This is a genomic window from Pseudomonas asgharzadehiana (assembly GCF_019139815.1).
Classification (GTDB): Bacteria; Pseudomonadota; Gammaproteobacteria; order Pseudomonadales; family Pseudomonadaceae; genus Aquipseudomonas; species Aquipseudomonas asgharzadehiana.
The window spans coordinates 748,069-774,793 of record NZ_CP077079.1 but is presented as its reverse complement, the minus strand read 5'-3'; the positions used below and the strand labels follow the sequence as shown (position 1 = coordinate 774,793).

The window sequence follows — 26,725 nt, the reverse complement described above, 5'->3', positions numbered from 1 at the left end:
AACTCACTCTAATCAGCTTAGTGGCGAACTGACTGCCTTGCCGGTAGTCGAAGCTGCACAATTTCGCTCTTATCGATAGACGAAGGACATCCATGTCGCTTTTAAAAATCGCCTCCGTGGCCTGCATCGCCTTGACCCTCGGCGCCTGCCAAAGCCTGTTCCAACCCAACTGGCGCACCCCGCTGGAAGCCACCCGAGACACCACCGAACAAACCCGGCCGGGCTGTGCCAGCGCCGATTGCGCGCTGGTGAATATCGACACCGTGCACTTTGCCAAGGAACCCAAGCTGGACGCGCTGATCGAACAGCGCCTGCTGGAGATGACCGGCGCCAACCCGCTGCCGACCAGCCTTGCGACCTATCGCGAGCAATTCCTGCAAACCGCCGCACCGAACAACAGCATGTATTTGCAGGCCAAGGTACGTGAGCAGCATGACGGCTTGGTGATCATCGAGTTGTCCAGCTACCTGGACCAGGGCGCCACCCATGGCGAGCCGGGCCGCGCGTTCATCAACTATTCGCGTCAGCAGCAAAAAGCCCTGTCGCTCAGCGATATGCTGCTGCCCGGCAAGGAAGACGCGTTCTGGAAAGCCGCCCAGGTGGCGCACAACAGTTGGCTGATCAGCACCCGCCTGAGCCTGGAAGCGGAATTCGTCAAAAAATATCCCTTCCAGAAAACCCCAAACGTGGCGCTGACTTACGGTGGCGTGATCCTCAAATACCCCACCACCACCATCGCGCCCTATGCCCTGGGCCATGTCGAGTTGCAGATCCCCTACTCGCGCCTGGACGGCATCCTCAAGCCTGAGCTGGTGCCCGTACGCCGCTGAAAGCCCGACCAAGGATGAACTGCAACAGCCCTGCCAGCACCAGCGCCGGCAGGGTTGCGCCGACATCCGGATACAGGTTGGCCAGCAGATGATAAGTGCCGATGCCACCCAGCCAGGCCAACAGCGCTGGCCAACGCAGGCCGGCGACCACGCCCCGGCCACGACGGCGAAGCACGAAATGATCGACCAGCACCACGCCGAACAGCGGCGCGAACACCGAGCCGATCAGCAACAGGAAGTTCTGGTACTGCGCCAACGGAGCAAAACAGGCGATCAAGGTGCAGATGACGCCGATGGCCAACGCCAGATGCTCGACCTTCAAGCGCAATAGAATCCCGCTGGACACCGCAGCCGAGTGAATATCGGCGAAGGCGTTCTCCGACTCGTCCAACAGGATCAGCAACAGCGGAATCCCCAGGCCCGCGCCGGCCAGCGCCAACAGCAGCGCATTCACCTCGCCACTTGGCGCAAACGCCAGGGTGTAGGCCACGCCCAGGCTCATCAGCCAGAAATTACCGATAAAAAACCCCAGCGCAGTGCCGCCGAATACACTTTTGGCGCGTTTGCCGAAGCGTGAGTAGTCGGCAATCAGCGGCAACCACGACAGCGGCATGGCGATGGCAATGTCAAAGCCCACGGCAAACGGCATCGAACCATCACCCGCCTGGGCCCAGAGCGCCGCCAGGTCGGCCTTGGCAAACAGGTTCCAGGTCAGCCACAGGCACGCGGCGAGCAACAGCCAGATACCCCATTTGCGCAGGATCTGGCGCACAAAGGTCAATGGCCCGCTGACTGCCAGCAAGGTCGCCAACCCCCCGAAAAACAGGGTCCACAGCAACGGGCTGGCCCATAGACCACCCTCGCCGAACGCCCGCGCGCCCAAGAGGCTGGCCGCATCGCGCATCACGATGATTTCAAACGAACCCCAGCCGACCAGTTGCAGCAGGTTAAGCAGCGCGGGCAGGCTGGCCCCCTGGGTACCGAGGCTGAGCTTGAGCGCGGCCATGGCGGACAGGCCAGTGTCGCTGCCGATTACACCGACGGCGGCCAGCAACAGCACGCCCACCAGCGTGCCGAGGAAGATCGCCAGCAACGAGCCGAACAACCCCAGGCCCGGCGCGAGTAGGGCGCCGGTTTGCAGGACCATCAGGCCGATGCCGAGGGAGAACCATAGAGAGAACAGGTCGCGGGCGCCGAACACGCGTTTGTCGCTCGGCACTGCGATATCAGGGGAGTAGGTGCTGGGTTGAATGCTCAAGGGTGTTGTCTCTGAAGAACATTTGTTGTTTGGGAGATTGCTATCGGGGGCAAGCCCCCGATGAGGCCAGTACCAGCACCTCCAATCTTTGATCAGACCTTTTTGTACAACTGACTACCTTCCTGCTTGAACCGCTGCGCCTGCTCCGCCAAACCCTTGGCCACGTCCACGTCCACCGCATCAATGCGCTGGTTGGCGGCGTATTCCCGCACTTCCTGGGTGATTTTCATCGAGCAGAACTTCGGCCCGCACATCGAGCAGAAATGCGCGACCTTGGCCGAGTCTTTCGGCAGGGTTTCATCGTGATAGGAACGCGCGGTGTCCGGGTCCAGGCCGAGGTTGAACTGGTCCTCCCAGCGGAACTCGAAACGCGCCTTGCTCAAGGCGTTGTCGCGGATCTGCGCGCCTGGGTGGCCTTTGGCAAGGTCGGCGGCATGCGCGGCGATTTTGTAGGTGATGATGCCGGTCTTCACGTCATCCTTGTTCGGCAGGCCCAGGTGTTCCTTGGGCGTGACGTAGCAGAGCATGGCGCAGCCGAACCAGCCGATCATCGCCGCACCGATGCCGGAGGTGATGTGGTCGTAGCCGGGCGCGATGTCGGTGGTCAAAGGGCCAAGGGTGTAGAACGGCGCCTCGTCGCAGCATTCAAGCTGCTTGTCCATGTTCTCCTTGATCAACTGCATCGGCACGTGGCCCGGGCCTTCGATCATGGTTTGCACGTCGTGCTTCCAGGCGGTCTTGGTCAGCTCGCCGAGGGTTTCCAGCTCGCCGAATTGCGCGGCATCGTTGGCGTCGGCAATCGAGCCGGGGCGCAGGCCGTCGCCGAGGGAGAAGCTGACGTCATAGGCCTTCATGATTTCGCAGATTTCGTCGAAATGCGTGTAGGTGAAGTTCTCCTTGTGGTGCGCCAGGCACCACTTGGCCATGATCGAACCGCCACGGGAGACGATGCCGGTGACGCGCTTGGCGGTCAGCGGCACGTAGCGCAGCAGCACGCCGGCGTGGATGGTGAAATAGTCGACGCCCTGCTCGGCCTGTTCGATCAGGGTGTCGCGGAACAGCTCCCAGGTCAGGTCTTCGGCGGCACCGCCGACTTTTTCCAGGGCCTGGTAGATCGGCACGGTACCGATCGGCACCGGCGAGTTACGGATGATCCACTCGCGGGTTTCATGGATGTGCTTGCCGGTGGACAGGTCCATCACCGTGTCCGAACCCCAGCGAATGCCCCAGGTGAGTTTCGCCACTTCTTCTTCGATGGACGAACCCAGGGCGCTGTTGCCGATGTTGCCGTTGATCTTCACCAGGAAGTTACGGCCGATGATCATCGGCTCCAGTTCGGTGTGGTTGATGTTGGCCGGAATGATCGCACGGCCGCGGGCGATTTCTTCGCGCACGAATTCTGGCGTGATGATCTTCGGCACGCTGGCGCCGAAGCTGTGGCCGGCGTGTTGCTGGTCAAGCAGGCCGCTGGCGCGGGCCTCTTCGAGCTTCATGTTTTCGCGGATGGCGACGTATTCCATCTCGGCGGTGATGATGCCTTTGCGCGCGTAATGCATCTGGGTGACGTTGGCGCCGGCCTTGGCGCGGCGCGGGTTTTTCACATGGGCGAAACGCAGGGCGGTCAATTCGGCATCGCTCAGGCGTTGCTGGCCGAAGTGCGACGTGAGGCCAGGCAGGCGCTCGGTGTCGCCGCGCACTTCGATCCAGGGTGAGCGCACATCGGCCAGGCCTTTGCGCACGTCGATGATCACGTTGGGGTCGGTGTAGGGGCCAGAGGTGTCGTACACAGTGACGGGGGCGTTGATTTCACCGCCGAAATCGGTGGGGGTCACGTCCAGGCTGATTTCGCGCATCGGCACACGAATGTCCGGGCGAGTGCCCTGCACGTAGATTTTTTGCGAACGGGTAAACGGTTGCACGGAGCCGGAGTCGACCTTGGCCGATTCACTCAGGTGCACGGTATTTTTTTGTGTTGTCGTCATCACGGGCTCTCCAACTTATCCAGGCGGTGGATTTTTGTCGGAGCGAACCTGTGACGGATGGACGCACTGCAAGCAGTGCTGTGCTCAATACAGAGGACTGTTCGATTGTCGAACAGCATCCCGGACGAAGCACAAGAGGACTCGCCGGGTGACGAGAAATCTTGTTCCCTACGCAGGCGCTAACCTGATCAGGTTCAACGGGATCCGGTATTTACCGATCTCAGCCTTCCAACAAGGCACCCCGACAAGAACGCGGCCAGTCTAGACCATGGCGTGGGCAAATTGCCAATGGCGGTGCATTCAGCGTGATGAATGGCGTGATTGCAGATTGTTGAGCCGTGGAACCGCCACTACACTCGGCTACGGCTTAAGGCTTGACGCTCTGGAAGAGTCGCCGTAGCCTTGGCCGATAAATTATAGCCGTAATATTAATCAGGGATCGCCTCATGCTGCGCAAACTTTCACTGGCTGTTGCCGTGTCTTGTGCAACCAACACGATGGTCTGGGCAGTTGAAGCGCCCTTGTCCGCCAAAACCGACCTGGTCAGCGTGTATCAGGAAGCGGTGGATAACAACGCCGACCTGGCCGCCGCCCGCGCGCAGTACGGCGCACAAAAGGAAGTGATACCCCAGGCCCGTGCCGGGTTGCTGCCAAACCTGTCGGCCGGTGCCGATATCAACAATGTCCGCACCCAGATCGACACCCCCGCAGCCACCGCCAACCGGGATGCCCATTCGTGGCGCGCCACCCTGAGCCAGCCGCTGTTCCGCGCCGACCGCTGGTTCCAGTTGCAAGCCGCCGAAGCCGTCAACGAACAGGCCGCGCTGCAACTGTCGGCCACCGAACAGAACCTGATTCTGCAAAGCGCCGAAAACTACTTCGCCGTGCTGCGCGCCCAGGACAACCTGGCGTCCACCAAAGCCGAAGAAAATGCGTTCAAGCGCCAGTTGGACCAATCCAACGAGCGCTTCGATGTGGGCCTGTCGGACAAGACCGACGTGCTGCAATCCCAAGCCAGCTACGACACCGCCCGGGCCAACCGCATCCTCGCCCAGCGCCAGGTCGAAGACGCCTTTGAAGCACTGATCACGCTGACCAACCGCCAATACAACTCGATCCAGGGCATTGTCCATACGCTGCCGGTGTTGCCGCCGCTGCCCAACGACGCCAAGGCCTGGGTCGACACCGCCGGCCGCCAGAACCTGAACCTGCTCGCCAGCAATTACGCCGTCACCGCCGCCGAAGAAACCCTCAAGCAGCGCAAGGCCGGCCACGCCCCCACCCTGGACGCGGTGGCACAGTATGAAAAAGGTGATAACGACGCCCTCGGTTTCAGCAACCCGAACGCCTTCGGCACGCCGTACCGTGGCGACGTAGAGCAACGCACCATCGGTTTGCGCCTGAGCATTCCGCTGTACAGCGGCGGCTTGACCAGCTCACAAGTGCGTGAGTCCTACTCGCGCCTGGGCCAGACCGAGCAGCAGCGCGAAGGCCTGCGCCGCCAAGTGGTGGAAAACACCCGCAACCTGCATCGCGCGGTGAACACCGATGTGGAACAGGTGCAGGCACGCCGCCAGTCGATCATCTCCAACCAGAGCGCCGTGGAAGCCACGGAAATCGGTTACCAGGTGGGCACGCGCAATATCGTCGACGTACTCGACTCCCAGCGCCAGCTGTACGCGTCGGTGCGCAATTACAACAACAGCCGCTACGACTACATCCTCGATAACCTGCGCTTGAAGCAGGCGGCGGGGACGTTGAACCCAGGTGACTTGCAGGACCTGGCGCGCTACCTCAAGGCCGACTACAACCCGGACAAGGATTTCCTGCCGCCGGACCTGGCCAAAGCCGCCGCCGAGCAGCTCAAGGCTCGCCCGGGCTACTGACCACAACACAAAACAAATGTGGGATGGGGCTTGCCCCCTCCCACATGTTGAACATGTCAGCGACTTAGCAGTCTGCCCAACCCATCCAGCAAACGCTTCAGCGCGCCCTGGTTCGCCTGCATCACCGTCAGCCCCGCCTGCGCCATCTTGCGCGCGTCCTGCGGCAGTTCGAACAACTGGCGCACGGCTTCAGCGAGTCCTTCAGCGTCATCAACCTCTCGCAGCGCTCCCGCTTCACGCAGCATTGCGGTGATTTCCAGGAAATTGAATACATGTGGCCCCATGATCACAGGCTTAGCCAGGGCCGCCGGCTCCAGCGGGTTGTGCCCGCCCGTCGCAACCAGGCTGCCGCCGACAAAAGCGCTGTCGGCCAAGGCGTATAGAAACAGCAGTTCGCCCATCGTATCGCCGAGCAACACCGCAGTGTTTGCGCTCACCGGCTCACCGGTGGAACGGCGCACCGTGGCAAAGCCTTGCTGCTCGCACAAGTCGAACATCGGGCCAAAGCGTTCCTGGTGACGCGGCACAAGAATCAACAGGGCATTCGGATAGCTGGCGAGCAATTGACGATGTGCCGCCAACACCACTTCATCTTCACCTTCGTGAGTACTGGCGGCGATCCACACCGGGCGCTCGCTGGCGCCCCATTGTTCACGCAGGGCGGCCGCACGCGCGAGCAACTGCGGGTCGATGGTCAGGTCGAACTTGATCGAGCCGGTGACTTCCACGGTTTCCGGCCGGGCCCCAAGGCTCAGGAAACGCTGGGCCTCGGCCTGCGTCTGCACGGCGAACCAACTCATTTGCGCCAGCATCGGCGCCGTCAGCCTGGCAAACCGCCCATACCCCTTGGCCGAACGCGCCGACAGCCGCGCATTGGCCAGCGCCACCGGAATACCGCGCATGGCGCAGGCATGGATGTGGTTGGGCCACAGTTCGGTTTCCATGATCACCGCGAGCGTGGGCTGCACACGGTCGAGAAAACGCTTGGCGGCGCAGGGCAAGTCATAGGGCAAGTAGCAATGCTGAATGCGCGGCTCATTGGCGAACAACGCCTGGATCCGCTCGGAACCGGTGGGCGTCATGCAGGTGACGGTGATCGGCAGCTGTGGATAACGCGCCAGCAACCCACGGATCATCGGCGCCGCGGCAATGCTTTCGCCCACCGACACGGCATGCACCCAGATCCCGCCAGGCTGCATGGCCGGCAAGCCGTAGGAAAATCGCTCGCCCACGCGCCTGGCATAGGCCGGCGCCTTGCGCGCGCGCAGCCACAGACGTAAAGCCACCAACGGCAGCGCCAGGTAAAACAGACAGCTATAGAGAGTTCTATTCATGGCGGCGGAGTTTATCGGCTTTTTTAGTCAATGGCCCGCAGGCACTCGGCAAAACGTTGGGCGAGAAAGCGCGCGGCGGGGCCCAGGGGCTCGTCGCGGCGCCACACCAACTCAACAACCAGCGCGGGCGGGGTCCATTCGCTGTCGAGTTCGACCATATGAGTTTGATAGGCGGGGTATTGCACCACGTGCCTGGGCAACCAGGCCCAGCCCAGGCCACGGATCAACCATTCGGCCAGCACGTAGAAGCTGTCGGCGCGCCATACCTGCGGGCTGGCGGCTTCGCTGCCGGGGTACACGCTGGTCTGGGTCGACATCAGCAACTGCCGAAACTGCGCCAGACGCTGACAATCCACGCTGCTCTGCGCAGCCAAGGGGTGATTGCGCCCACAGACGGTGACCATTTCAACACTGCCCACCACCCGGCGCTCCAGCGCTTCGGGGATCTGGTCGTGATAGAACAACAGGCCCAGGTCCGCCTTGCGCTCCACCAGCTTGCGTGCGACATCGCCTTGTGCGGCGCTGGAAAGCTGCACCTCCAGGTTCGGAAATTTCCCGGCCAGGGCATCCAGGCTGTCCAGAACCGGCTGGTACAACATCGCCTCGTCCTGGGCCAGGCGCAGACGCGCTTCTTCGCCGCGCATCAGCGACAGCGCGCGGCCGTTGAGGCGCTCGCATTGACGCAACACTTCCCTGGCTTCTTCGAGCAGCACCGCGCCGGCTTCGGTCAAGCGCGGCTGGCGGCCACTGCTGCGTTCAAACAGGCTTACACCCAAGTCCGCCTCCAGCAAGGCGATGCCATTACTCACCGCCGATTGCGCCTTGCGCTGCCCGCGCGCTACCGCCGAAAACGAACGCTGTTCGGCAACGCTCACAAACAGCCGCATCTGCTCCAGGTTCCACTGCACACTCATGGCATAACCCATCTTCAAATCGGATAGGTAATGACTTTACCCCATCTGGGCAACGCCTAGAATAGCGGCCATATCAAAGAGTTCCACACCGAGGATTGACGCCATGAACGCTGCTTACTACTACCTGGCCATTGCCATTTGCTCGGAAGTGATCGCCACTGTGTCGATGAAAGCCATCAAAGGTTTGAGCACGCCTATCCCGCTGTTGCTGGTGATCGTCGGCTACGGTGTGGCCTTCTGGATGCTGACCCTGGTCGTGCGCACCGTGCCGGTGGGCGTGGCCTACGCCGTGTGGGCCGGCATGGGTATCGTGATGGTCAGCATTGCGGCGTTGTTTATTTACGGGCAAAAGCTCGACCTGCCGGCAATGCTGGGCATGGGCCTGATTGTGCTGGGCGTGGTGGTCATCCAACTGTTCTCGAAAACCGCCGGGCACTGACCGTCACTCAACAGCCTGTATACTGCGCCTCTTGTCTTGAACACTGAGGTCGCCCATGCCATCCGTTATTTCCACCGACGTTCTGATTGTCGGCGCTGGGGTTGCCGGCCTTTGGCTGAACGCGCGCCTGCGCCGCCAGGGCTTTTCCACGGTGGTGGTTGAAAGCGCCACCTTGGGTGGCGGACAAAGCGTGAAGTCCCAGGGGATTATTCACGGCGGCGCGAAATACGCCCTGCACGGCGCCCTCACCGGCGCCTCCGAAGCCATTGCCGATATGCCGCGCCGCTGGCGCGAAGCCCTGGCCGGCACCGGCGAGCTGGACCTGTCCGGCGTGCGCGTGCTCTCCCAGGCTCATTACCTGTGGTCGCCTGGCACGCTCGCCGGCAACCTCACCAGCTTCTTCGCGAGCAAGGCCGTGCGCGGCCGAGTCGACCAGGTCAAGGGCGACGACTTGCCGCCGGCGCTGCAAGACCGCCGTTTCAAGGGCAAGGTGTATCGCCTGTCGGAGTTGGTGGTGGATGTGCCCAGCGTGATCAACCGCCTGGCGCAATTGGCCGGTGACGGTCTGCTCGCCGGGCAACACATCGAACCGCTGCGCGACGGCGAGACCCTGGTGGGCTTGAGGGTCGATGGCCGTGAGATCCGCGCCCAACGCATCGTGCTGAGCGCCGGCGGCGGTACCGCTGATTTACTCGCCGCCCTTGGCCTGAGCCAGCCGGCCATGCAAACCCGCCCATTGCACATGATCATCGCCAAAGGGCCGGGCCTGAAGCCGCTGTACGCGCATTGCCTGGGGGGCGGCACCAAGCCGCGCCTCACCGTCACCACTCACCCCGCGGCCGATGGCAACTGGGTGTGGTACATCGGCGGCGATATTGCCGAAGCCGACGGTGTGGCCCGTACCCCCGAAGAACAAATCGTCACCGCGCAAAAAGAACTGGCGCAACTGCTGCCGTGGATCGACATGAGCCACACCCAGTGGGCCACCCTGCGCGTCGAACGGGCCGAACCGCTGCAGTCGGGCCTGAGCCGCCCCGACAACGCCTTCCTGGCCGAAAACGACCGCCTGCTGGTCGGCTGGCCGACCAAACTGGCCCTGGCGCCGGACTTCGCCGACCGGGTGATCAACAGCCTCGAACGTGACGGCATCCGCCCAAGCGCATCGGCGCCGCTGCCCGACCTGCCAAAACCCAGCGTCGGCGTACCGGCCTGGGAGCATCTGTTGCCATGAGCCTGCCCACCCTGCACGACCTGCATCGCCCCCTGGGCAGCACCGGCCTGCTGGTATCGCCACTCGGCCTGGGCACCGTCAAGCTGGGCCGCGACCAAGGGGTGAAGTACCCCAACGGTTTCCAGATCCCGGATGACGACGAAGCGCGGATGTTGCTGCGCCAGGCACACCAACTGGGCATCAACCTGATCGACACCGCGCCCGCCTATGGGCGCAGCGAAGAACGCCTCGGGCCGCTGTTGCGTGGCCAGCGCAAAGACTGGGTAATCGTCAGCAAGGTCGGCGAAGAGTTCGACAACGGCGTGTCCCGCCACGATTTCAGCGCAGCCCATACGCGCCTGTCGATCGAGCGCAGCTTGAAACGCCTGGAAACGGATTTTATCGACCTGGTGCTCGTGCATTCCGACGGCAACGACCTGCACATCCTCAACGACTGCGAGGTTTACCAGACCCTGGCGCAGTTGAAACAAGAGGGCAAGATTCGTGGTTTCGGCTTCTCCGGCAAAACCGTCGAAGGCGGCGTTAAGGCTCTGGAACAGGGCGACTGCGCGATGGTCACCTACAATTTGAACGAACAGGCCGAGGAAGCCGTCATTGACTATGCGGCGGCCCACGGCAAGGGAATCCTGGTCAAAAAGGCGCTGGCCAGCGGCCATGTCTGCCTGGAGCCTGGAATGGATCCAATACACGCCAGTTTCATGCTGTTGTTTGCGCACACGGGCGTTGCCAGTGCTATTGTCGGGACCATCAACCCGCTGCACCTGGCCCATAACGTGGCAACCGCCGCCAAGGTCATTCGTCAACTCTGATGCCGCCGACGCGGCCGACCCAGTCGCACAAAGGAGCCGACATGCCGCGAACGCTCATTAGAAAAAACCCGAGCAACTTTAAAACACTGCCGCTGCACGTCGAAGCCACCCCCGAAGGCCTGAGCTACCAAAGCGTGGGCATGCCGCTCAATTTCGCCCAGACCCTGCAACGGCGCAAGCCGGTCGACGTGCCAGACGCCGAGCGCTTCGCCGTCGAACTGGCGAACCTCGGCGTGTCGGTGCGACTGACCCTGCATTGGCAAAATCGCGATTATTGGGTGCTGGTGCGCCAACGCCGCCAAGACCGTGGCGATGTGGTGCTCAAGCTGATCTCCGGCTACGTCCCGGCCCATGAACTGAACCTGCCACTGCACACGGCCATCCAGGAAATTGCCGAGGAGTGCCTGCTGGAAACACCTGAAGGCTGGCTCGGCGGGCGCTTCAATGACACGTGGCTACCCGCGCCCTACTCCGCCGCGCTGCATTACCGCGAAGCGCTGCCCTTTCGCTTGAGCCCGCTGTCTGGCGCCGCCCGCCCGGTGCGTTGCGCAACCACCCAACTGATTGAACGTCCTCGGGCCTATGTGCATTTGCCCACGGCGTCGCTGCAACTGATTTACGACCTGCGCCTGGAAGTGCCGAAGGAAGCCAAGTCCCTGAGCCTGTTCCATGTGGATGAGCGCTTGGAGGGCGACCAATTGGTCGCACGCCTTGATCGCAAGCGGCCGGATTTGTACCTGATGCCGCTCAAAGATGGCCAGCCGCTTCCGGAGCTTTATACCGTCAAGAAAGACCAGTTATACCCGGCCAGTACACGGGGTTTGTACCTGGCAGAAAGTTTCGCCCGGCAAGAGGGATGGCTGGTGCGTGAAGAACGCATTCGCTGGAAGGATTGGCTGAGGCAGCAAGGCCTGGCGGAGCCGGAGAAAGAATCGAAGTTGAAGGGATTGGCGCGGCGCGTGCTGCGCAAGATCGTGCCGAAGAAAAAGGCCAAAGGCTAAATACTCACATGTGGCAGGGGTTGCCCCCTGCCACATTGAGATCGCGGTTAGCCGTTAAGCAGGCGCTGCAGCCCCACCTTTAACGGTGTTGGCTGCGGCAATGTGAAGTTGGCCAGCAACCGCTGGTTATTCGCCCGCGAATGCCGAATGTCCCCCGAACGCGCAGGCCCGTAGGTCACGGCAGGCAGCGAGCCCACTGCTTCTTCCAATGCCTGCAGCACTTGCTTGAGCGTGGTGGTGCGGTTCCAGCCTACGTTGATCGCGCCCAACGGCGCGTCCGGCGCTTCGATGGCCTGCACTAACACGTCCACCAGGTCTTCCACGTACATGAAGTCGCGGGTCTGCTCGCCATCGCCAAACACGGCAATCGGCAAGCCCTGCTGGGCACGTTCGCTGAAGATACTAATCACGCCGGAGTACGGCGAGGACGGGTCCTGGCGCGGCCCGAAGATATTGAAGAAGCGGAAAATCACCGGCTCCAGACCATGCTGGCGACGGTAGAAATCGAAGTAGTGCTCGCCGGCCAGCTTGTCCACGGCATAGGGCGTCAACGGTGCCTTGGTGGTCTCTTCATTGATTGAAGCACCTTCGCCGTTATTGCCGTACACCGCAGCGCTGGAGGCATACACCACGCGCTTGACGCCCGCTTTGCGCATGGCTTCGCAGACGTTCAAGGTGCCGACGAAATTGCTTTGGTGCGTGCTGACCGGGTCATCCACCGAAGCCTGTACCGACGCCACCGCCGCCAGGTGCACCACCGCCATCGCGCCGACAGCGGCGCGCGCCATCAGCTCGGCATCGGCCACATCACCTTCGATCAGCTCGACACGCGGGTTGTCCAACGCCAGATTGCCGCGCTTGCCCGTGGACAGGTTGTCCAGCACACGCACGGCGTAGCCCTTGGCAAGCAGCGCATCGACCAGGTGCGAGCCAATAAAGCCCGCGCCGCCGGTAATCAGAACCCGTGGATCAGCCTTAGTCATTGCTGCGGATCTTCTCGACAATCGCCGTGGTCGAGCTGTTCTCAACCAGGCCCAGCACTTTGACCGTACCACCGTAGGCGCTGACGATATCGGCGCCGACCACCTGGTCGACGGAGTAGTCGCCGCCCTTGACCAGCACGTCGGGCTTGACCTGGGCCAGCAGGTTTTCCGGGGTCGCTTCAGGGAAGCTGATCACCCAGTCCACCGCGCCCAACCCGGCCAGCACGGCCATGCGTCGGTCGACACTGTTGATCGGACGGCCCGGACCTTTCAAGCGGCTGACCGAAGCGTCGTCGTTGACCGCGACGATCAGGCGATCGCCTTGGGCACGCGCCTGCTCAAGGTAGGTCACGTGGCCTGCGTGCAGGATGTCGAAGCAGCCATTGGTGAACACAATGCTTTCGTTATGCGCACGCGCATCGTCAATCGCCAGCAGCAATTGCTCGATGGTCAACACACCGCGCTCCGAACCCTCGGAACGCTGGATAGCGCGGCGCAGCTCAGGCGCGCTGATGGCAGCAGTACCCAGTTTGCCGACCACGATGCCCGCCGCCAGGTTGGCCAGCGCCACGGCGTGGGGCAGTTCTTCGCCGGCCGCGATGGACGCGGCCAGGGTGGAAATCACCGTGTCACCGGCACCGGTGACGTCGAACACTTCACGCGCCCGCGCCGGCAGGTGCATGGCCGGGTGGCCGGGGCGCAGCAGGGTCATGCCGTGCTCGCCACGGGTCACCAGCAAGGCCCCCAGGTCGAGATCGGCCATCAGCGCGGCGCCTTTGCTCACCAGTTCGTGCTCATCGGCGCAACCGCCGACGATGGCTTCGAACTCGCTGAGGTTTGGCGTGATCAGGCTGGCGCCTCGATAAATCGAGAAGTCCTTGCCCTTGGGATCGGCCAATACCGGGATGCCCTTGGCCTTGGCGGCCTGGATCAACGCCTGGTGGTTCTTCAACGCGCCTTTGCCGTAGTCGGACAGCACCAGCACCTTGATGCCTTCGAGCAGTTCGTCGACCTGGCCGCTGAGGGCCAATGCGTCGGTGGCGAAGGGTTCTTCGAAATCGATACGCAGCAATTGCTGGTGACGGCTCATGACCCGCAGCTTGACGATGGTCGGCTGATGGGCGATGCGCTGGAACAGCGCACGCACGCCAGCACCGCGCAGGCTGTTGGCCAGGCTGTCGGCGGCTTCGTCGTCGCCGGTCACTCCCACCAGGGAGGCCGGGGCGCCGAGGGCGGCAATATTGAGGGCAACGTTGGCAGCGCCACCTGGACGGTCTTCGATTTGCTCGACCTTGACTACCGGTACCGGTGCCTCAGGGGAAATCCGTGAGGTACCACCATGCCAGTAACGGTCGAGCATGACATCGCCGACCACCAAGACAGGGGCTTGATCGAATCGCGGCATGGACAACTTCATGGAGCAACCCACATACAAAATGAACAGGGGCGCGATATTAGCACAGGGTTACAGAAGGCTTGTGGGGGGTGTGAAGAAGATGTTGCAGGAGCCACAGGTGAGGCGGATTGCCCGCCTCACCTCAGGTTCAGGTGATATCCGCCGACACTGGCGCATCCAGGCCCATGGCGTGCAGGCGAGCGTAATAGCCATTTTGTGCCAGCAGCTCGCGATGGGTGCCACGCTCGACAATCCGCCCATCGTCCATCACCAGGATCAGGTCGGCTTTCTCGATGGTGGACAAGCGATGCGCAATCACCAGCGTGGTGCGGCCCTGCATGACCTTGTCCAGCGCCACCTGGATGTGCCGCTCGGACTCGGTGTCCAGCGCCGAGGTGGCCTCATCGAGAATCAGCAGCGGCGCATTCTTGAGCAAGGCCCGGGCGATCGCCAGACGCTGGCGCTGGCCGCCGGACAGGAGCACGCCGTTTTCGCCCACCTGCGTGTCGAAGCCTTTGGGCAACTGGTCGATGAAGTCCTTGGCATTGGCATCCGCCGCCGCCGCTTCAACGTCCTCGCGCGGTGCGCCCGCCAAATCGCCATAGGCGATGTTGTTGGTCACGGTGTCGCTGAACAGGGTCACATGCTGGGTCACCTGGGCAATGTGCTTGCGCAGGTTGAGCAGCTTGTAGTCCTCGATCTCGACGCCATCGAGCAGGATCTCGCCGCTTTCATGATGGTAGAAACGCGGGATGAGGCTGGCCAGGGTCGACTTGCCGCTGCCGGAACGTCCGACCAGGGCGATCATCTGTCCGGGCTCGGCGGTAAAGCTGATGTCCTTGAGCACATGGCGTTCGGTGCCAGGATAGGTGAAGTTCAGGTGACGCACTTCCAGGCGGCCGCTGACTTTATCGCGCTCGATGGTGCCGCGATCGACCTCCATCTCCTCGTCCAACTGCTCAAAAATGCTCTCGGCCCCTGCCACGCCCTTCTGGATAGTCGAGCTGACTTCCGACAATTGGCGAATCGGCTTGGGCAACAAGCCGGCCAGCGTGATGTAGGCCACCATGTCACCGGCGGAGGCATCGCCACGCAGGTAAAGCACCAGGAACATCAACACGGCCATTGCGGTGTAGATCACCAGTTGCAGCGCCGGCGTGTAGATGGCGCCGGTGCGGGTCATGCGCAGTTGCTTGTCGGTATTGCTTTGGCTGGCCTTGAGGAAGCGCTTCTCCTCATAGACCTCACCGCCAAAACTGCGCACCACGCGGTAGCCCTGAATGGTTTCCGACGCAACGTGCGTGACATCACCCATCGCCGCCTGGATCTTCTTGCTCTGCTTGCGGAATTTTTTGCTGGCGGTGCTGACCATGACCGCGATCAACGGCAGGATGGCGATCATCACCAGCGTCAATCGCCAGTTCATGTAGAGCAACGAGGCAAACAGGAAGATCACCGTCATGCCTTCACGGATCACCACCTTGATCGCATCAGTGGCCGCCCCCGTGACCATAGTCACGTTGAAGGTGATACGCGAAATCAGGTGCCCGGAGTTGTGGTTGTCAAAGTAGCGGTTGGGCAAGGTCAACAAATTATTGAACAACTGCACACGCAGGTCGTGGACCAGGCCCAGGGAAACCTTGGCCAGCAGGTAGTTGCCCAGGAACGAACCCAGGCCCTGCCAGGCCGCGATCAGAATGATCAGCAGCGGTACCGCCTGCAGCAACTGAAGGTCCCGCAGGTACGGCACGTTCGGGAACAGCACGGCTTGCGGATTGGAAAGGCCATCCACGAAATATTTGAGGATGTAACCCAGCATAGGCTGGGTCGACGCGAAAATCAGAAATCCAACGATACTCAGCGCGAACAAGCCGGCATAGGGCTTAACGTAACTGAGCAGGCGGAAGTATATTTTCAAGCTCGAAGGGCTTGCGCTCGGACTGGAGTCGGTCATATCACGCGGCGTTTTTGAAAAGGATGCTGACTTTAGCACAGCTTCTCTGTTGTACTTGCACCCGGCTTGACCCCACAGCCTGGTTGGATGCGACCGGCGACATTATATAGCCACCACCTTAAGATGGTCGGCTTTCTCTTTCTGGAATGGCTTCATTTATGCAGTCCAAGCGTTTTCTCTACGGTTCCAACCGTGTTTTCGATTTTCTGGTCCTATGGGTTTTGCCGGTCGGACTGCTGTTGTTACTGAGTTCATTGTTCTTTCTGGCCAATCGCAATGGCCTGCACCGGCTCTATTACCTCCTGTTCAGTGCCCCTGCACTTGTGCTGCTTTGCCTGCGCCCCAGCGAACTCAAACAGCTGGTGCGCGAGCCACTGATCATCGCGTTCCTGCTGTTTGCGGGCTGGGCCCTGATCAGCCTGTTCTGGAGCCCGGAACCCGAGTTGGACTCAGGCTTATTCAAAACGCCATTGCACACGTTCATGCTGTTCGCCGGGTGCGGCTTGCTGCTGCACTATCGCAGCGAATTGCTGGCGCCGATTTTTTTCAGCGCCGCCGTGATCGCCCTGGTAGTCAGTGCGTGCAACCTGGTGGCCTTTGCTCCCCACTTTGCTGAAGGCTTGCGCATGGTGGGTGGGCTGGGCGCGCTGGACAACCCGCTGCTGAGCTCCCACGTATTCGGGTTCTTCTGCGTCTATTGGCTATATATCTGCATGACCACCCAGCGCCTGCAGGTGTTCCTGTTCAGCCTGCCTGCCCTGGTGATCATGACCGCCGCCGTACTGGCGACGGGCTCAAGAACGCCACTGGTGGCCCTGGTGCTGGCGATACTGTGGATGAGCTTCACCACCCGCAACCGTCGCTCGGCCCTGCTGATTGTCGGCATGGTACTGCTGGGCGCCGCGATCTTGCTGTTTTACCCCGAGCTGATCACCAACCGCGGAAGTTCATTGCGCTTCGAGTTGTGGGGCATGACCCTGCAACGTATCGCCGAGCACCCATGGATCGGGCACAGCTACAACGCCGAACTCTTTCTGACACCTTCCGACGGCTATGAACTTCGCGAACCCCACAGTTTCAGCCTGGGCGTGCTCTATTACGTTGGCATCATCGGCTTTATCCCATGGGTCTTCATGCTCGGCCGTGGCCTGTACGTAGGTCTGCAGCAACGCGCACAACCGTTGTTCATCCTGGCCTCTTCGCTGTTGGCCTATGGGATTGGCGGCGGCCTGACCGAAGGCGGCGGGATTCTTTCGCGCCCCAAGGAACACTGGTTCCTGTTATGGATACCGCTGGCCCTGATTGCCGGCTTGAGCATCGCCCAACGCCGTCGCAGCCTGCTACGCGTGCCCGTGCAAACGCTTGCTCCACAGGCTCGCGAACAATTGTGTGCCAACGCCCACGTCGTTGAAGCCGACGGTCTGGGCCCGAAAGTCCTGCGACTGGAAGACGGCAGCTTCCTGAAGCTGTTCCGTGCCCGCCGCTGGTACACCTCCGGCAGGTTCAACCCGCTGTCGGAACGCTTCGCCCGCAACAGCCAACAGCTGCGCGAGCACGGCATTGCCTCACCTTCGGTGCTCAACCTGTACACCCTGCGCGATGGCAGCACTGCGGTTCGCTATCAACCGTTGCCCGGTCAGACACTGCGCCAGGTGCTGCAAGGCCTCGACACCAGCCTGCAGGAATCGCTGGTAGAGCGTTTTGGCCGGTTCGTCGCTCAACTGCACGAACGCGGCGTGTACTTCCGCTCCCTGCATCTGGGCAACGTACTGTTGATGGATGACGGTGAGTTCGGCTTGATCGACCTGGCGGACATGCGCATCTATCCGTCGGCGCTGCGCAACGCCTTGCGCCAGCGCAACTTGAAGCATATGCAGCGCTATCCCCAGGACCGCGGCTGGCTGTTCGAAACTCACTTTGAACAACTGGCCACGGGCTACGCGTGCGTTGCATCCCCACAAGCCACGCTGAGCATCCGCGAGCAGGCCCAGTCGTTCACGCTACGCACGCCGCAGGCTACGGGGCCGGCGGCAACACGCTAACGTTGACCCGGCGTAGCGGCGCCGGGTTCAGTCTTTTTCCAGCGGCGAAAAATACAGACGGGCCAGGCCACGCCAGGTCTTCTTGTTCCAGGCACGGAAAGGAATCTGTGCCAGCAGCTCACGAGCCAACGCCCGATTACGGTTGGAGGTCTTGAGGAACATGGAACTGAGGAACTTGTAACGCACCTCGTCGTACTGCGGATGATCACTGAACAACGCGTAGGAACGCAGGATGTTGTCGACCATGAATCGATGATTCTTGTACGAGTTGGTAGCGTGTTTACGGTACCGGGCCATGAGCACGTTCAAACCGTCGATGAAGTACCCGGCACGGGTAATTTTCAACTCGATCAACAAGTCTTCCAGACGAATCTCAGGGTCAAACCCACCGACCTTTTCCAGCGCCTCGCGCCGGATCATCAGCGTGGGCGCCGGCGGGTAAGGTTTACGCTCCAAGAACATATCGTCGAAGTCCAGGCGCCGGAACGGCACATCACGACGCTGGCGTTTTTCCGGGAAAAGCTCGCCATTGGAATCGATCAGCTCGATGTTGCCCGCGCAGATTCCCACCTCAGGCTTGCCATCCATATACGCAACCTGTATCGCGATACGCTCGGGCAACATGATGTCGTCCGAACCGAACGGCACGATCAGCGTCCCCTTGGCCCGCGCAATAGCACCGTTGAGCGTATTGGTCAGCCCCTGATTCTGCTGGACGCGAAAATCGAACGTGTAGCGCTCCTGCAGGCGGCGGATGCGTTCGACGCTGTCGTCTGTCGAGCCATCATCAATCACCAATAGTTCGATGTTGGGATACGTCTGGTTCAAGGCACTGAGGATGCTGTCCTCAATGTAGGGCCCATGGTTGTAAGACGCGATGATCACTGTGACCAAGGCCTGACTCTGATTCATATGTCGTTCCTGCGTGCTTGAGCCAATCCTGAGTCGATCAATGCCAGGTACTCCTGGCGGAACACCTCGATATCGTGTTGCGCCTGCAGGTACCGGTAGGCCTGCTCGCCTTTCTGCGCGAGCGCTTCATCGGACAGCGCCAGGTAAGTGTCGAGTGCCTGGGTCAATTCAGGCACGTTGGCCGGCTCCACCGCCAGGCCGCCCGCCCCTTCAATCAGTGGAAGCATGGCCGGTACGCTCGAGGCGATCACCGGCAGGCGCCCACTCATGCCCTCCAGCAGCGCGAGCCCCAGGCCCTCCGCCAGCGAAGGCATTGCCCAGATATCAAAGGCGCGCACGTATTGCAGCGCATTCTCCTTGAACCCCAGCAAATGCACGCGACCATCCAGGCCAAGGCTCTGGATTTGCGCGGCCAGGCTGGACGCCTCGCGCCCGGCGCCAATGATGGCGAGTTGCGCGGTCGGGTACTTGTCTTTCAGGGCGGCGAACGCCTGCAACAAATAGGTATGGCCCTTGACGGGCACCAGGCGCCCCAAGGCACCGATCAAGCGTACCGCCGGGTCAATGCCCAACAACTCGCGCGCGGCTTCACGCGAATGCTGCAAGGCTTCGGCCTGCTCGATATCGATCGCATTGGTAATGGCGTAGGTGTTGCGGTCGGTAAACCCGCACTGGCAATCCAGCAGGTACTGCTTGACCGCCGGCGATACACCCACGAAACGCCAGTGTTCATCGATCAGGCGCTGCGCCTGTTTGCGCCGGTAGAGACGGTCATACTCACCAAAACCATGGGAAATGCCGATGCACAACGGGATCTTCAGCCACCGATTGAGCTGCAACATCATGTTGACGGGCTTGAAGCGGTTGCACACCACCACGTCAAACTTTTCCTTGCGACAAAACTGATAAAGCCGCCACATGGCGCGCAATCTCATGCCCTTGAGAGCCTTATCGGGAAACTCGAAGTAGACGGAGGTCGCAGCGCGGCTTGTCGGCTCGCCAGGCCCCGGTCGGCCCCGCAGGAACGCTGCGGTGACTTCGTAGCGGTCAGCGGGCAGCGCTTTGACGATCTGTTCGGCCAGGTCGGCAAAATCATGGGATTTAACATTGTAGTCCGGCTGCAATTGCAGGACTTTGAAACGCCGGCTCATAACTCTCCTCGATGGAAACCTTCGGCATCAACGACCCAGGACGTCTCGGCGGCCAGCGCCTCGACGTGCTCGGCGCTTGGCGGCGGCAGCGACGACCACTGATTACGCTTCCAACAGACGAAATGAAAATACGGAAATTCCCGGTCGCCATCCCGGTCATTGGTCAAGCGACCCTTCTTCCAAAACCATTGGTGCGGGAAGCGGTCAGTGCCGTCATGCCACTTGATCACACCACCGGGCGTACTGTACGCCTCGGTGAAATCACTGCGACGGCGCCAGGGGTTGAACTTACCCACCAGCTCGAACAACGGCTTCGGAAAGTTCTTACGCCACAGAAAGATCCTACTGAAGGCCCCTTCATCCAGCGCATGATGCTCCTGATCAGTGAAGCGCGCTTCCCAATCCTTCATCTGCATAAACACTTCGCGCTTTCTGGCGGTGTTACGCATCAGGCACAAATGGCCGGCGACCCGTCGCTCATGTGTCGAGAACAGGTCAAAACCAGCCAGGCGCTCGGCGGTGAAATACCGGCGCAGGTTGCCATAGATCAAATCCAGGTCACCAAACGCCCAGAAGTCATAACCCGTGAGGCGATCAGCATGGATATGCCCCAGCGCAGGCTTGATGTCACACAACTTGTAGGCCTGCTGAGGCGCAAACTTGATATTCAACCGCCGTGAAACCAACGCGCAATAATCGGCAAACGTAATGCTTTCAATCCTGACGTTGTCAGGCACGTTATTTGGAACCGGGCAATCGCTGAACAGCAGCCAGTCAATATCGGCGTTATGCCGGCAGCTTTCGAGAAAAAAGGGCATCCAGAACGGCCAACGGCCAAAGTAAGGGATGAGGAACAGAATGCGAGGGCACTGTTTGATCACAAGGAGACTCACTGTCATTTTTTAATGGAGCGCTCTGCGCCCCAGGTACGTGGCATACGTTACTTGTGCTTGATGACCCAAAAAAGTTCATGGCGCCGAATGGCCTTGCGGAAAAATTCGTTCTCGCCCCAGGGCGAGACCGCCCGTGCAGCCAATACGCGTTGAATCAGCCGCCGCACCCGCCGCTTGAACGGCATCCTTGGTTGCAGGTCATGCATCATGCCAAGCGACATCGCCTTGTCACACTGGCGCTGCGCGGATAACGACAGGCAATAAGGTCGCAAAGTGTACGTTGGATCAAAGCAGGGTGGCAAAGCGACACTGGCCCCTGAATCCCCCATCGGCCAGCGGTCATTGTCATGCAGGTGGTTGGCGTAGCCGAGCAATGTGTCCGGCTGCCATGCCAGCCCCTGCAAGGCCTCCAGCACGGCTTGCTGGGCGCAGATATGATCGGGGTGCGGATCGAGCACCGGATGAGGCAGCACGATGACCTCAGGCCGCGCCTTCAGCAGCAGCGCCCGCAGGTCCGCCACCAGGTTGTTCCAGGTCGGTAAGCCATCGGCGTCCGCAGGCAACGGGAACGGATTGAACTGGCGAAATAGGCGGATATCACTCAAATCGGCTTCTCGGGAAGCCACTGCGCGGTCAGGCTCAGCCTTCATCGCCGCCAGTTGCAGGCAGAAATACCCCAACTGCACGCAATTTTCCTGTGCCACCCCGGCCCAGCGCGGCACGGCAATACTGTCCCAGGCTCGCAAACGCCCTTTGAGCCGTGCGGCGTCAGGCTTGCTCAGGCCCATTTGCTGGTAGTGCCCGGCTTCGATCTCGCCGGCCGTCAACGTCACAATCCACGGCTGCGTGGCCTGGCTGTACAGGCCAAAAGCCGCAAGCTCGGCATCATCGGCATGGGGCGCAATGACCATGATGCGTTGCCGGCACACATCGGGCTGACGGAATACAGACAGCACCGGCGCGCCCAACACGCGACAGAAGCGACCGCGCAACACAAGCCGCCCCTCGATCAAGGCTTGCGTCTGGCCGGTGAGGTTCAGGTAGCGCAGCCCATCGACGCCGCGCTCGAAGACCTGACGATCGCCCCCGGGCAATTCAATACAGGGGTCGATAAAGCGGCCCAACCAACCACTCTTGAGGCGCAGCGCCAGGACCAGCGTCTCATCGCCCGACAGCTCCAGCGCCTGGCCCAGCACCAGCCGGCCATTTTCCAAGCTGACTGGCGGCTGCTCATCCGGCGACTCGAACTGATACTGATAGTCGTCGCTGGGCGAGTAAAACAGGTGGTCGGCAAACCAGGCTTCATGGGCCACCCACCCCACGACCGCCAACAGCAGCGGCAACCACCAGGCCACCATCACACCGATGCAGACCAACAGCAGCAAGCCGACCAACAGGCTTATGCGTTTATTACGACGATGGCGCTTGAGCAGCGCCTGTTTACGGCTCGCGGACTCACTCATACGCTGAACACCGGCACGGGGTTGCACCAACGGTCCTTGTATTCGCGGTCGGCACGCCCAAAGGAAAAACGCAGCGGCTTGCCGAGTTCGCGCGCCTGTTCCCAGGCGCTTTGGGTGTTGAGGAAGCTCAACACGCTACCCGGGCTGAACGCGCGAGTTTGCGGGTCAACACCGCCGTTGACGTATTCCACGCTGATCCACTCGGGCGACTCGACCCGGTACACCAACTGAACGGCAATGGGCGCCTCGTTGAGGAAGATCACCGAGCCGATCAGCCATTCACGCAGCAGCTCGATCACCTCGGCCATGCGCTCGGCGCCCGTGGCGACAAAGCCCCAGCGACGCAGGAACAAATCGCAGTAGATCGCCGCCAGCTCCCGACTGGAAAACTCACTCACCGGTCGCACCACTCCCCCGGCCTCCTCCAGCAGGCGCAGTTCGCGGCGCTGGTTGTAGCGAAACTTCTTCGACAGCTCTTCCGGGGTTCGCGCCATGGCCAACTGCTCGGCCTGCAACTTGAGACCGCTGAAACGGCCTTCGTTCAAGGTCGACAGGTAACGTGCGCGATGACGCAACGGCGCCTGGGCGTTAGCGGCGGCCGGCAGGATCAACTCGGCATTGCCCAGGTCAAACAGGCCTTTCTTGCCCTTTTGCTTGAGCACATCTTTGGACAACGCCAGGTCGCGCCCCCAGGTGGCGATACACGCCTGCAACTCACCGCCCTGTTCCCAGGCCAGGTAGCGCACCGGGATATCGGCCAACCCGGCCAGGCGTTCGATCACCTGCGGATGGGTGGCGACGCTGCCGCCAAAGCGTTGCCAGGCGTCGCTGTAGGCAGGTGCGTCGACGACGGACCAGCCGCGCTCGCGCCAACCTTGGAATCGATTGAGCATCAAGCCCCCGCAGTCAGTTCAATAACATGCGGCAGTTGCCAGAAGGTATCGCGTACCGCCTGATCCGAGAAATGCGTGCGCAGACGCTCCAGCATCATCTCGGCGCACTGCCGTCGCTGGTGGTGATCCATTGCCGCCAGGTGCCGCAGCCCCTGGGCGAGGTGTTCGGCGTCGCCGAAGGGAAACAGGATACCCACGCCTTCGACCACTTCCCGCGCACCGCCACACGCCGTGGCCAGCAACGGCACGCCGGCCGCCATGGCTTCGAGCAACACCATGCCGAACGGTTCGTGGTCGGAACTCAGGGCAAACACATCGAACGCGCGAAAATAGCGGCGCGCATCCGGCACCTGGCCGAGGAACAGCACGTTGTCGGCAATACCCAGTTCGCGGGCCTGGCTTTTCAGGTCTTGCTCCAGCCGCCCGGTACCGAGGATCGCCAGGCGGCTTTGCGCCGGTAAGTGCGGCAGCGCCAGGGCAAAGCCCTTGAGCAGCGTGGCCTGGTCCTTGTCCGGGTGCAGGCGGCCGACATTGCCGACTACCCATTCGTCCGGCGACACGCCCAAGGCGTCGCGCGCCTCGTCCACAGGCACCTGAATGGCCTGCAACGCGTCGACATCAATGCGGTTATACAAGGTCTGGATACGCGCCGCAGGCCAGGCCGGCAGACAGCGGCGCATGTCGTCACGCACCGCGTCGGAAACCCCGAGCAGGCTCAGGCGCTTGCGGAAAAACCCGGCAAACAGCTTGCGGCTGCCACGCAGGTAATCCCCAAAGGCGTGATGCACACCGATCACCGGCAGCCGCGTACCGAGCAAGGCGATGTAGATCGGCTTGAAGCGATGCGCAATACAAAAACTGAAGTTGCGCGACGCAGCGATTTTGCGCAGCTCACGGATGGCGCCCAGCTTCAAACCACGAATGGCCTTGGAGCTGAACTCCATGAACAACACCTCATCGGACGCGCAACCGGCGGCCACGTGCGGGTCGGCGACCCCGGTGAGAAACACCGTGGTCACCTTGTAGCCTGTGCCTGCGAACAAACTGGCGTATTGCCGTGCGCAGTCCAGGAACGGCCCATCGTAACCGTGGCAAAACTGCAGGACGTGGCGGTCAGCCGAGCGCGTCATAAGGATCCACGCCGTCTTTGACGACCAGGATGTCTTCCATGATCAGGTATTGCAGGTCAGAGCCGAAGAACATGTCCAGCGCGTCTTTCGGCGAGCAGATCATCGCTTCGCCACGACGGTTGAGCGAGGTGTTCAGCGACACGCCGTTGCCGGTCAGTACTTCGAGCTCTTTCATCATGTCGTAGTAACGCGGGTTGTATTCGCGCTTGAGCACCTGGGCGCGGGAGGTGCCATCTTCATGGACCACTTCCGGCACACGGGCCTTCCATTCTTCGGCGACTTCAAAGGTGAAGGTCATGAACGGCGCCGGGTGATCGACCTTGATCATCTGCGGGGCGACGGTGTCGAGCATCGACGGGCAGAAAGGCCTCCAGCGCTCGCGGAACTTGATCTGGTGGTTGATGCGATCCGCTACGCCGGTCGCGCTCGGGCAACCGATGATCGAGCGACCGCCCAACGCGCGCGGGCCAAACTCCATGCGGCCCTGGAACCAGGCCACCGGGTTGCCGTCGACCATGATCTTGGCGATGCGCTGGGGCATATTTTCGATCTTGCGCCAGTTCGGCTTGCTCTCGTGCCTGGCGCACGCGGCGATCACCTCCTCGTTGCTGTAGGACGGGCCGAGATAGACGTGTTCCATCTTCTCCACCGGCACACCACGGGCGTGGGACACGTAGGCGGCCGCACCGACAGCGGTGCCGGCATCGCCGGACGCCGGCTGCACGAACAGTTCCTTGACGTCGTCGCGGGCGATGATCTTCTGGTTCAGCTTGACGTTCAGCGCGCAGCCGCCGGCGAAGGCCAGCTTGCCGGTGTCCTTGAGGATGTCGCCCAAGTAGTGGTCGATCATCTGCAAGGCCAGCTTCTCGAACAGCGCTTGCATGCTCGCGGCGTAGTGGATGTAAGGCTCGTCGGCGATGTCGCCTTCGCGTTTCGGGCCCAGCCACTCGATCAGTTTTGGCGAAAAGTAGAAACCCTTGCCCTTCTCTTTATAGCGGCGCAGGCCGATGACGTTGGCGTAGTCGGTGTTGATCACCAATTCGCCGTTTTCAAAGGAGGCCAGGCGCGAGAAATCGTATTTGCTGGCATCGCCGTACGGCGCCATGCCCATGACCTTGAACTCGCCGTCGAGCATCTCGAAACCGAGAAACTCGGTGATCGCGCCATACAGGCCACCGAGGGAATCAGGGTCGTAGAATTCCTTGATCTTGTGGATCTTGCCGTTCTCGCCGTAGCCGAAGAACGTGGTTGCGTACTCACCTTTACCGTCGATACCGAGGATCGCGGTTTTTTCCTGGAAACCCGAGCAGTGGTAGGCGCTGGAAGCGTGGGCCAGGTGGTGTTCAACCGGTTCGATCTTGATTTTCTTCGGATCGAAACCCAGTTGCTCCAGGCACCAGACGATCTTGTTGCGGTAGCGCTTGTAGCGACGGTTGCCCATCAGGATCGCGTCGAGCGCACGGTCAGGGGCGTACCAGTAACGCTTGGCGTAGTGCCAGCGCGCCTCGCCGAACAGGCTGATCGGGGCGAACGGAATGGCCACCACGTCAACGTCGCAAGGTTTGATGCCGGCCTGCTCCAGGCAGAACTTCGCCGACTCGTAGGGCATGCGGTTCTTTGCATGTTTGTCGCGCACGAAGCGCTCTTCTTCGGCGGCCGCGATCAGCTTGCCGTCGATATACAGGGCTGCGGAAGGATCATGGCTAAGGGCGCCGGACAGGCCAAGAATCGTCAATGCCACAGGGGTCTAGCCTCTTTTTGGTCAGCATGCAGGCGGGTTGCGCCTGAAAAAAGTGTGCATCCCGCCTGGGCGAGAAACAGCTAAAGGGCGGGATTATAGCGTAAAAGCGTTGAAAAGCAGTTAGCGACAAAGGGCTAGCGAAGCTCAATGCTGCCGTCGGCACTTTGCCGGTAGATCGTATAGGGCAGGATGAGCGTGTCCATGACACCCGAGAGGGGCACATCGATGAAAGCCCAGGGAACGCTATTCAATGTGAACCCCGCTCGCGAATTCGGCGGCCCATGCAATACACACAGGTTGTAGGCCACACCGCTGTAGATACGTGGGACAGACTCGCAATAGGTTTTTTTCGCCTTGAGCGCCTGGACGGTGACGGCGTCTTCGCGCAATGCCGTGGTCACCGTACCGCAGCCACTCACAACCAAGGATGCCCACCCCAATACCCATAACCCGACAATTTTAGTGCGCATGACCCGCTCTTCT

At 61.3% G+C, this 26,725-nt stretch carries 22 protein-coding genes and 1 riboswitch; of the genes, 7 read left to right on the top strand and 15 right to left on the bottom strand.

All coding sequences use genetic code 11. The features are described 5' to 3' along the window. Nucleotides 1-92 precede the first annotated feature (92 nt). On the top strand, nt 93-830 hold the full coding sequence (locus KSS96_RS03410) for an RsiV family protein (protein ID WP_017526447.1): 738 nt from the start codon (nt 93-95) through the stop codon (nt 828-830). On the opposite strand, the gene cytX is transcribed toward KSS96_RS03410, so the two are convergent. Both cytX and thiC read right to left on the bottom strand, forming a co-directional pair. Beyond that, nucleotides 799-2,088, bottom strand: a complete 1,290-nt coding sequence (cytX, locus tag KSS96_RS03405) for a putative hydroxymethylpyrimidine transporter CytX (protein ID WP_065879451.1) — start codon at nt 2,086-2,088, stop codon at nt 799-801. The genes KSS96_RS03410 and cytX overlap by 32 nt on opposite strands. A 92-nt stretch (nt 2,089-2,180) precedes the next feature. Continuing rightward, entirely contained in the window at nt 2,181-4,070 is a 1,890-nt protein-coding gene (thiC, locus tag KSS96_RS03400; RefSeq protein WP_068937579.1) for a phosphomethylpyrimidine synthase ThiC, read from the bottom strand. Between the two features lie 148 nt (nt 4,071-4,218). Next, a riboswitch (TPP riboswitch) is annotated at nt 4,219-4,324 on the bottom strand. Between the two features lie 192 nt (nt 4,325-4,516). Here thiC and KSS96_RS03395 point away from each other — a divergent pair. Next, entirely contained in the window at nt 4,517-5,956 is a 1,440-nt protein-coding gene (locus tag KSS96_RS03395; protein WP_017526450.1) for a TolC family outer membrane protein, read from the top strand. A 56-nt stretch (nt 5,957-6,012) separates the two neighbouring features. Here the strand turns inward: KSS96_RS03395 and waaA are convergent, their stop codons facing one another. After that, a complete protein-coding gene (waaA, locus tag KSS96_RS03390; RefSeq protein ID WP_065879453.1) occupies nt 6,013-7,290 on the bottom strand; it encodes a lipid IV(A) 3-deoxy-D-manno-octulosonic acid transferase in 1,278 nt (425 codons plus the stop codon). 23 nt (nt 7,291-7,313) lie between these two features. Continuing rightward, a complete protein-coding gene (locus KSS96_RS03385; protein WP_116079075.1) occupies nt 7,314-8,204 on the bottom strand; it encodes a LysR family transcriptional regulator in 891 nt (296 codons plus the stop codon). 103 nt (nt 8,205-8,307) lie between these two features. Here KSS96_RS03385 and KSS96_RS03380 point away from each other — a divergent pair, with 103 nt between their 5' ends. The 4 genes from KSS96_RS03380 to KSS96_RS03365 are packed head-to-tail and all read left to right on the top strand — an operon-like array spanning nt 8,308 to nt 11,684. Then, the gene (locus KSS96_RS03380) at nt 8,308-8,643 is read left to right on the top strand and encodes a DMT family transporter (RefSeq protein WP_017526453.1); all 336 of its coding nucleotides are present in this window, start codon (nt 8,308-8,310) and stop codon (nt 8,641-8,643) included. 55 nt (nt 8,644-8,698) lie between these two features. Continuing rightward, complete coding sequence (locus KSS96_RS03375; protein WP_017526454.1) at nt 8,699-9,874, top strand: NAD(P)/FAD-dependent oxidoreductase; 1,176 nt, start codon at nt 8,699-8,701, stop codon at nt 9,872-9,874. Next, on the top strand, nt 9,871-10,683 hold the full coding sequence (locus KSS96_RS03370) for an aldo/keto reductase (protein ID WP_017526455.1): 813 nt from the start codon (nt 9,871-9,873) through the stop codon (nt 10,681-10,683). The genes KSS96_RS03375 and KSS96_RS03370 overlap by 4 nt, the downstream gene beginning before the upstream one ends. Before the next feature lie 41 nt (nt 10,684-10,724). Further along, nucleotides 10,725-11,684, top strand: a complete 960-nt coding sequence (locus KSS96_RS03365) for a hypothetical protein (protein WP_017526456.1) — start codon at nt 10,725-10,727, stop codon at nt 11,682-11,684. Between the two features lie 47 nt (nt 11,685-11,731). Here the strand turns inward: KSS96_RS03365 and KSS96_RS03360 are convergent, their stop codons facing one another. From KSS96_RS03360 to msbA, 3 genes are all read right to left on the bottom strand, one after another. After that, nucleotides 11,732-12,667 (bottom strand): NAD-dependent epimerase/dehydratase family protein, encoded by a 936-nt coding sequence (locus KSS96_RS03360; protein WP_017526457.1) that lies wholly within the window; start codon nt 12,665-12,667, stop codon nt 11,732-11,734. Beyond that, nucleotides 12,660-14,084, bottom strand: coding sequence for a bifunctional D-glycero-beta-D-manno-heptose-7-phosphate kinase/D-glycero-beta-D-manno-heptose 1-phosphate adenylyltransferase HldE (hldE, locus tag KSS96_RS03355; protein WP_017526458.1), 1,425 nt, complete (start codon nt 14,082-14,084; stop codon nt 12,660-12,662). Before hldE ends, KSS96_RS03360 begins: the two co-directional genes overlap by 8 nt. 127 nt (nt 14,085-14,211) lie before the next feature. After that, a complete protein-coding gene (gene msbA / locus KSS96_RS03350; RefSeq protein WP_017526459.1) occupies nt 14,212-16,017 on the bottom strand; it encodes a lipid A export permease/ATP-binding protein MsbA in 1,806 nt (601 codons plus the stop codon). Between the two features lie 158 nt (nt 16,018-16,175). On the opposite strand from msbA, the gene KSS96_RS03345 reads away from it, so the two are divergent. Further along, the gene (locus tag KSS96_RS03345) at nt 16,176-18,059 is read left to right on the top strand and encodes a bifunctional O-antigen ligase/aminoglycoside phosphotransferase family protein (protein WP_065879458.1); all 1,884 of its coding nucleotides are present in this window, start codon (nt 16,176-16,178) and stop codon (nt 18,057-18,059) included. A 27-nt stretch (nt 18,060-18,086) separates the two neighbouring features. On the opposite strand, the gene KSS96_RS03340 is transcribed toward KSS96_RS03345, so the two are convergent. The 8 genes from KSS96_RS03340 to KSS96_RS03305 all read right to left on the bottom strand — a co-directional run bounded on the left by KSS96_RS03340 (nt 18,087) and on the right by KSS96_RS03305 (nt 26,712). Further along, the gene (locus tag KSS96_RS03340; RefSeq protein ID WP_017526461.1) at nt 18,087-18,971 is read right to left on the bottom strand and encodes a glycosyltransferase; all 885 of its coding nucleotides are present in this window, start codon (nt 18,969-18,971) and stop codon (nt 18,087-18,089) included. Continuing rightward, nucleotides 18,968-20,122: a glycosyltransferase family 4 protein gene (locus KSS96_RS03335; RefSeq protein ID WP_017526462.1), complete on the bottom strand. Its 1,155-nt coding sequence runs from the start codon at nt 20,120-20,122 to the stop codon at nt 18,968-18,970. The genes KSS96_RS03340 and KSS96_RS03335 overlap by 4 nt, the downstream gene beginning before the upstream one ends. Beyond that, nucleotides 20,119-21,003, bottom strand: coding sequence for a DUF6625 family protein (locus KSS96_RS03330; protein WP_017526463.1), 885 nt, complete (start codon nt 21,001-21,003; stop codon nt 20,119-20,121). Before KSS96_RS03330 ends, KSS96_RS03335 begins: the two co-directional genes overlap by 4 nt. A 59-nt stretch (nt 21,004-21,062) precedes the next feature. Beyond that, nucleotides 21,063-22,478 carry a PIG-L deacetylase family protein gene (locus KSS96_RS03325; protein WP_065879460.1) on the bottom strand — a complete coding sequence of 472 codons (1,416 nt, stop codon included), beginning with the start codon at nt 22,476-22,478 and terminating at the stop codon, nt 21,063-21,065. After that, on the bottom strand, nt 22,475-23,371 hold the full coding sequence (locus tag KSS96_RS03320; protein ID WP_017526465.1) for an antimicrobial resistance protein Mig-14: 897 nt from the start codon (nt 23,369-23,371) through the stop codon (nt 22,475-22,477). Before KSS96_RS03320 ends, KSS96_RS03325 begins: the two co-directional genes overlap by 4 nt. Then, nucleotides 23,371-24,501 (bottom strand): glycosyltransferase, encoded by a 1,131-nt coding sequence (locus tag KSS96_RS03315; RefSeq protein WP_068937573.1) that lies wholly within the window; start codon nt 24,499-24,501, stop codon nt 23,371-23,373. Before KSS96_RS03315 ends, KSS96_RS03320 begins: the two co-directional genes overlap by 1 nt. Further along, nucleotides 24,485-26,242: a carbamoyltransferase family protein gene (locus KSS96_RS03310; RefSeq protein WP_017526467.1), complete on the bottom strand. Its 1,758-nt coding sequence runs from the start codon at nt 26,240-26,242 to the stop codon at nt 24,485-24,487. Before KSS96_RS03310 ends, KSS96_RS03315 begins: the two co-directional genes overlap by 17 nt. 134 nt (nt 26,243-26,376) lie before the next feature. Then, nucleotides 26,377-26,712 carry a YceK/YidQ family lipoprotein gene (locus KSS96_RS03305; protein WP_065879462.1) on the bottom strand — a complete coding sequence of 112 codons (336 nt, stop codon included), beginning with the start codon at nt 26,710-26,712 and terminating at the stop codon, nt 26,377-26,379. Nucleotides 26,713-26,725 lie beyond the last annotated feature (13 nt).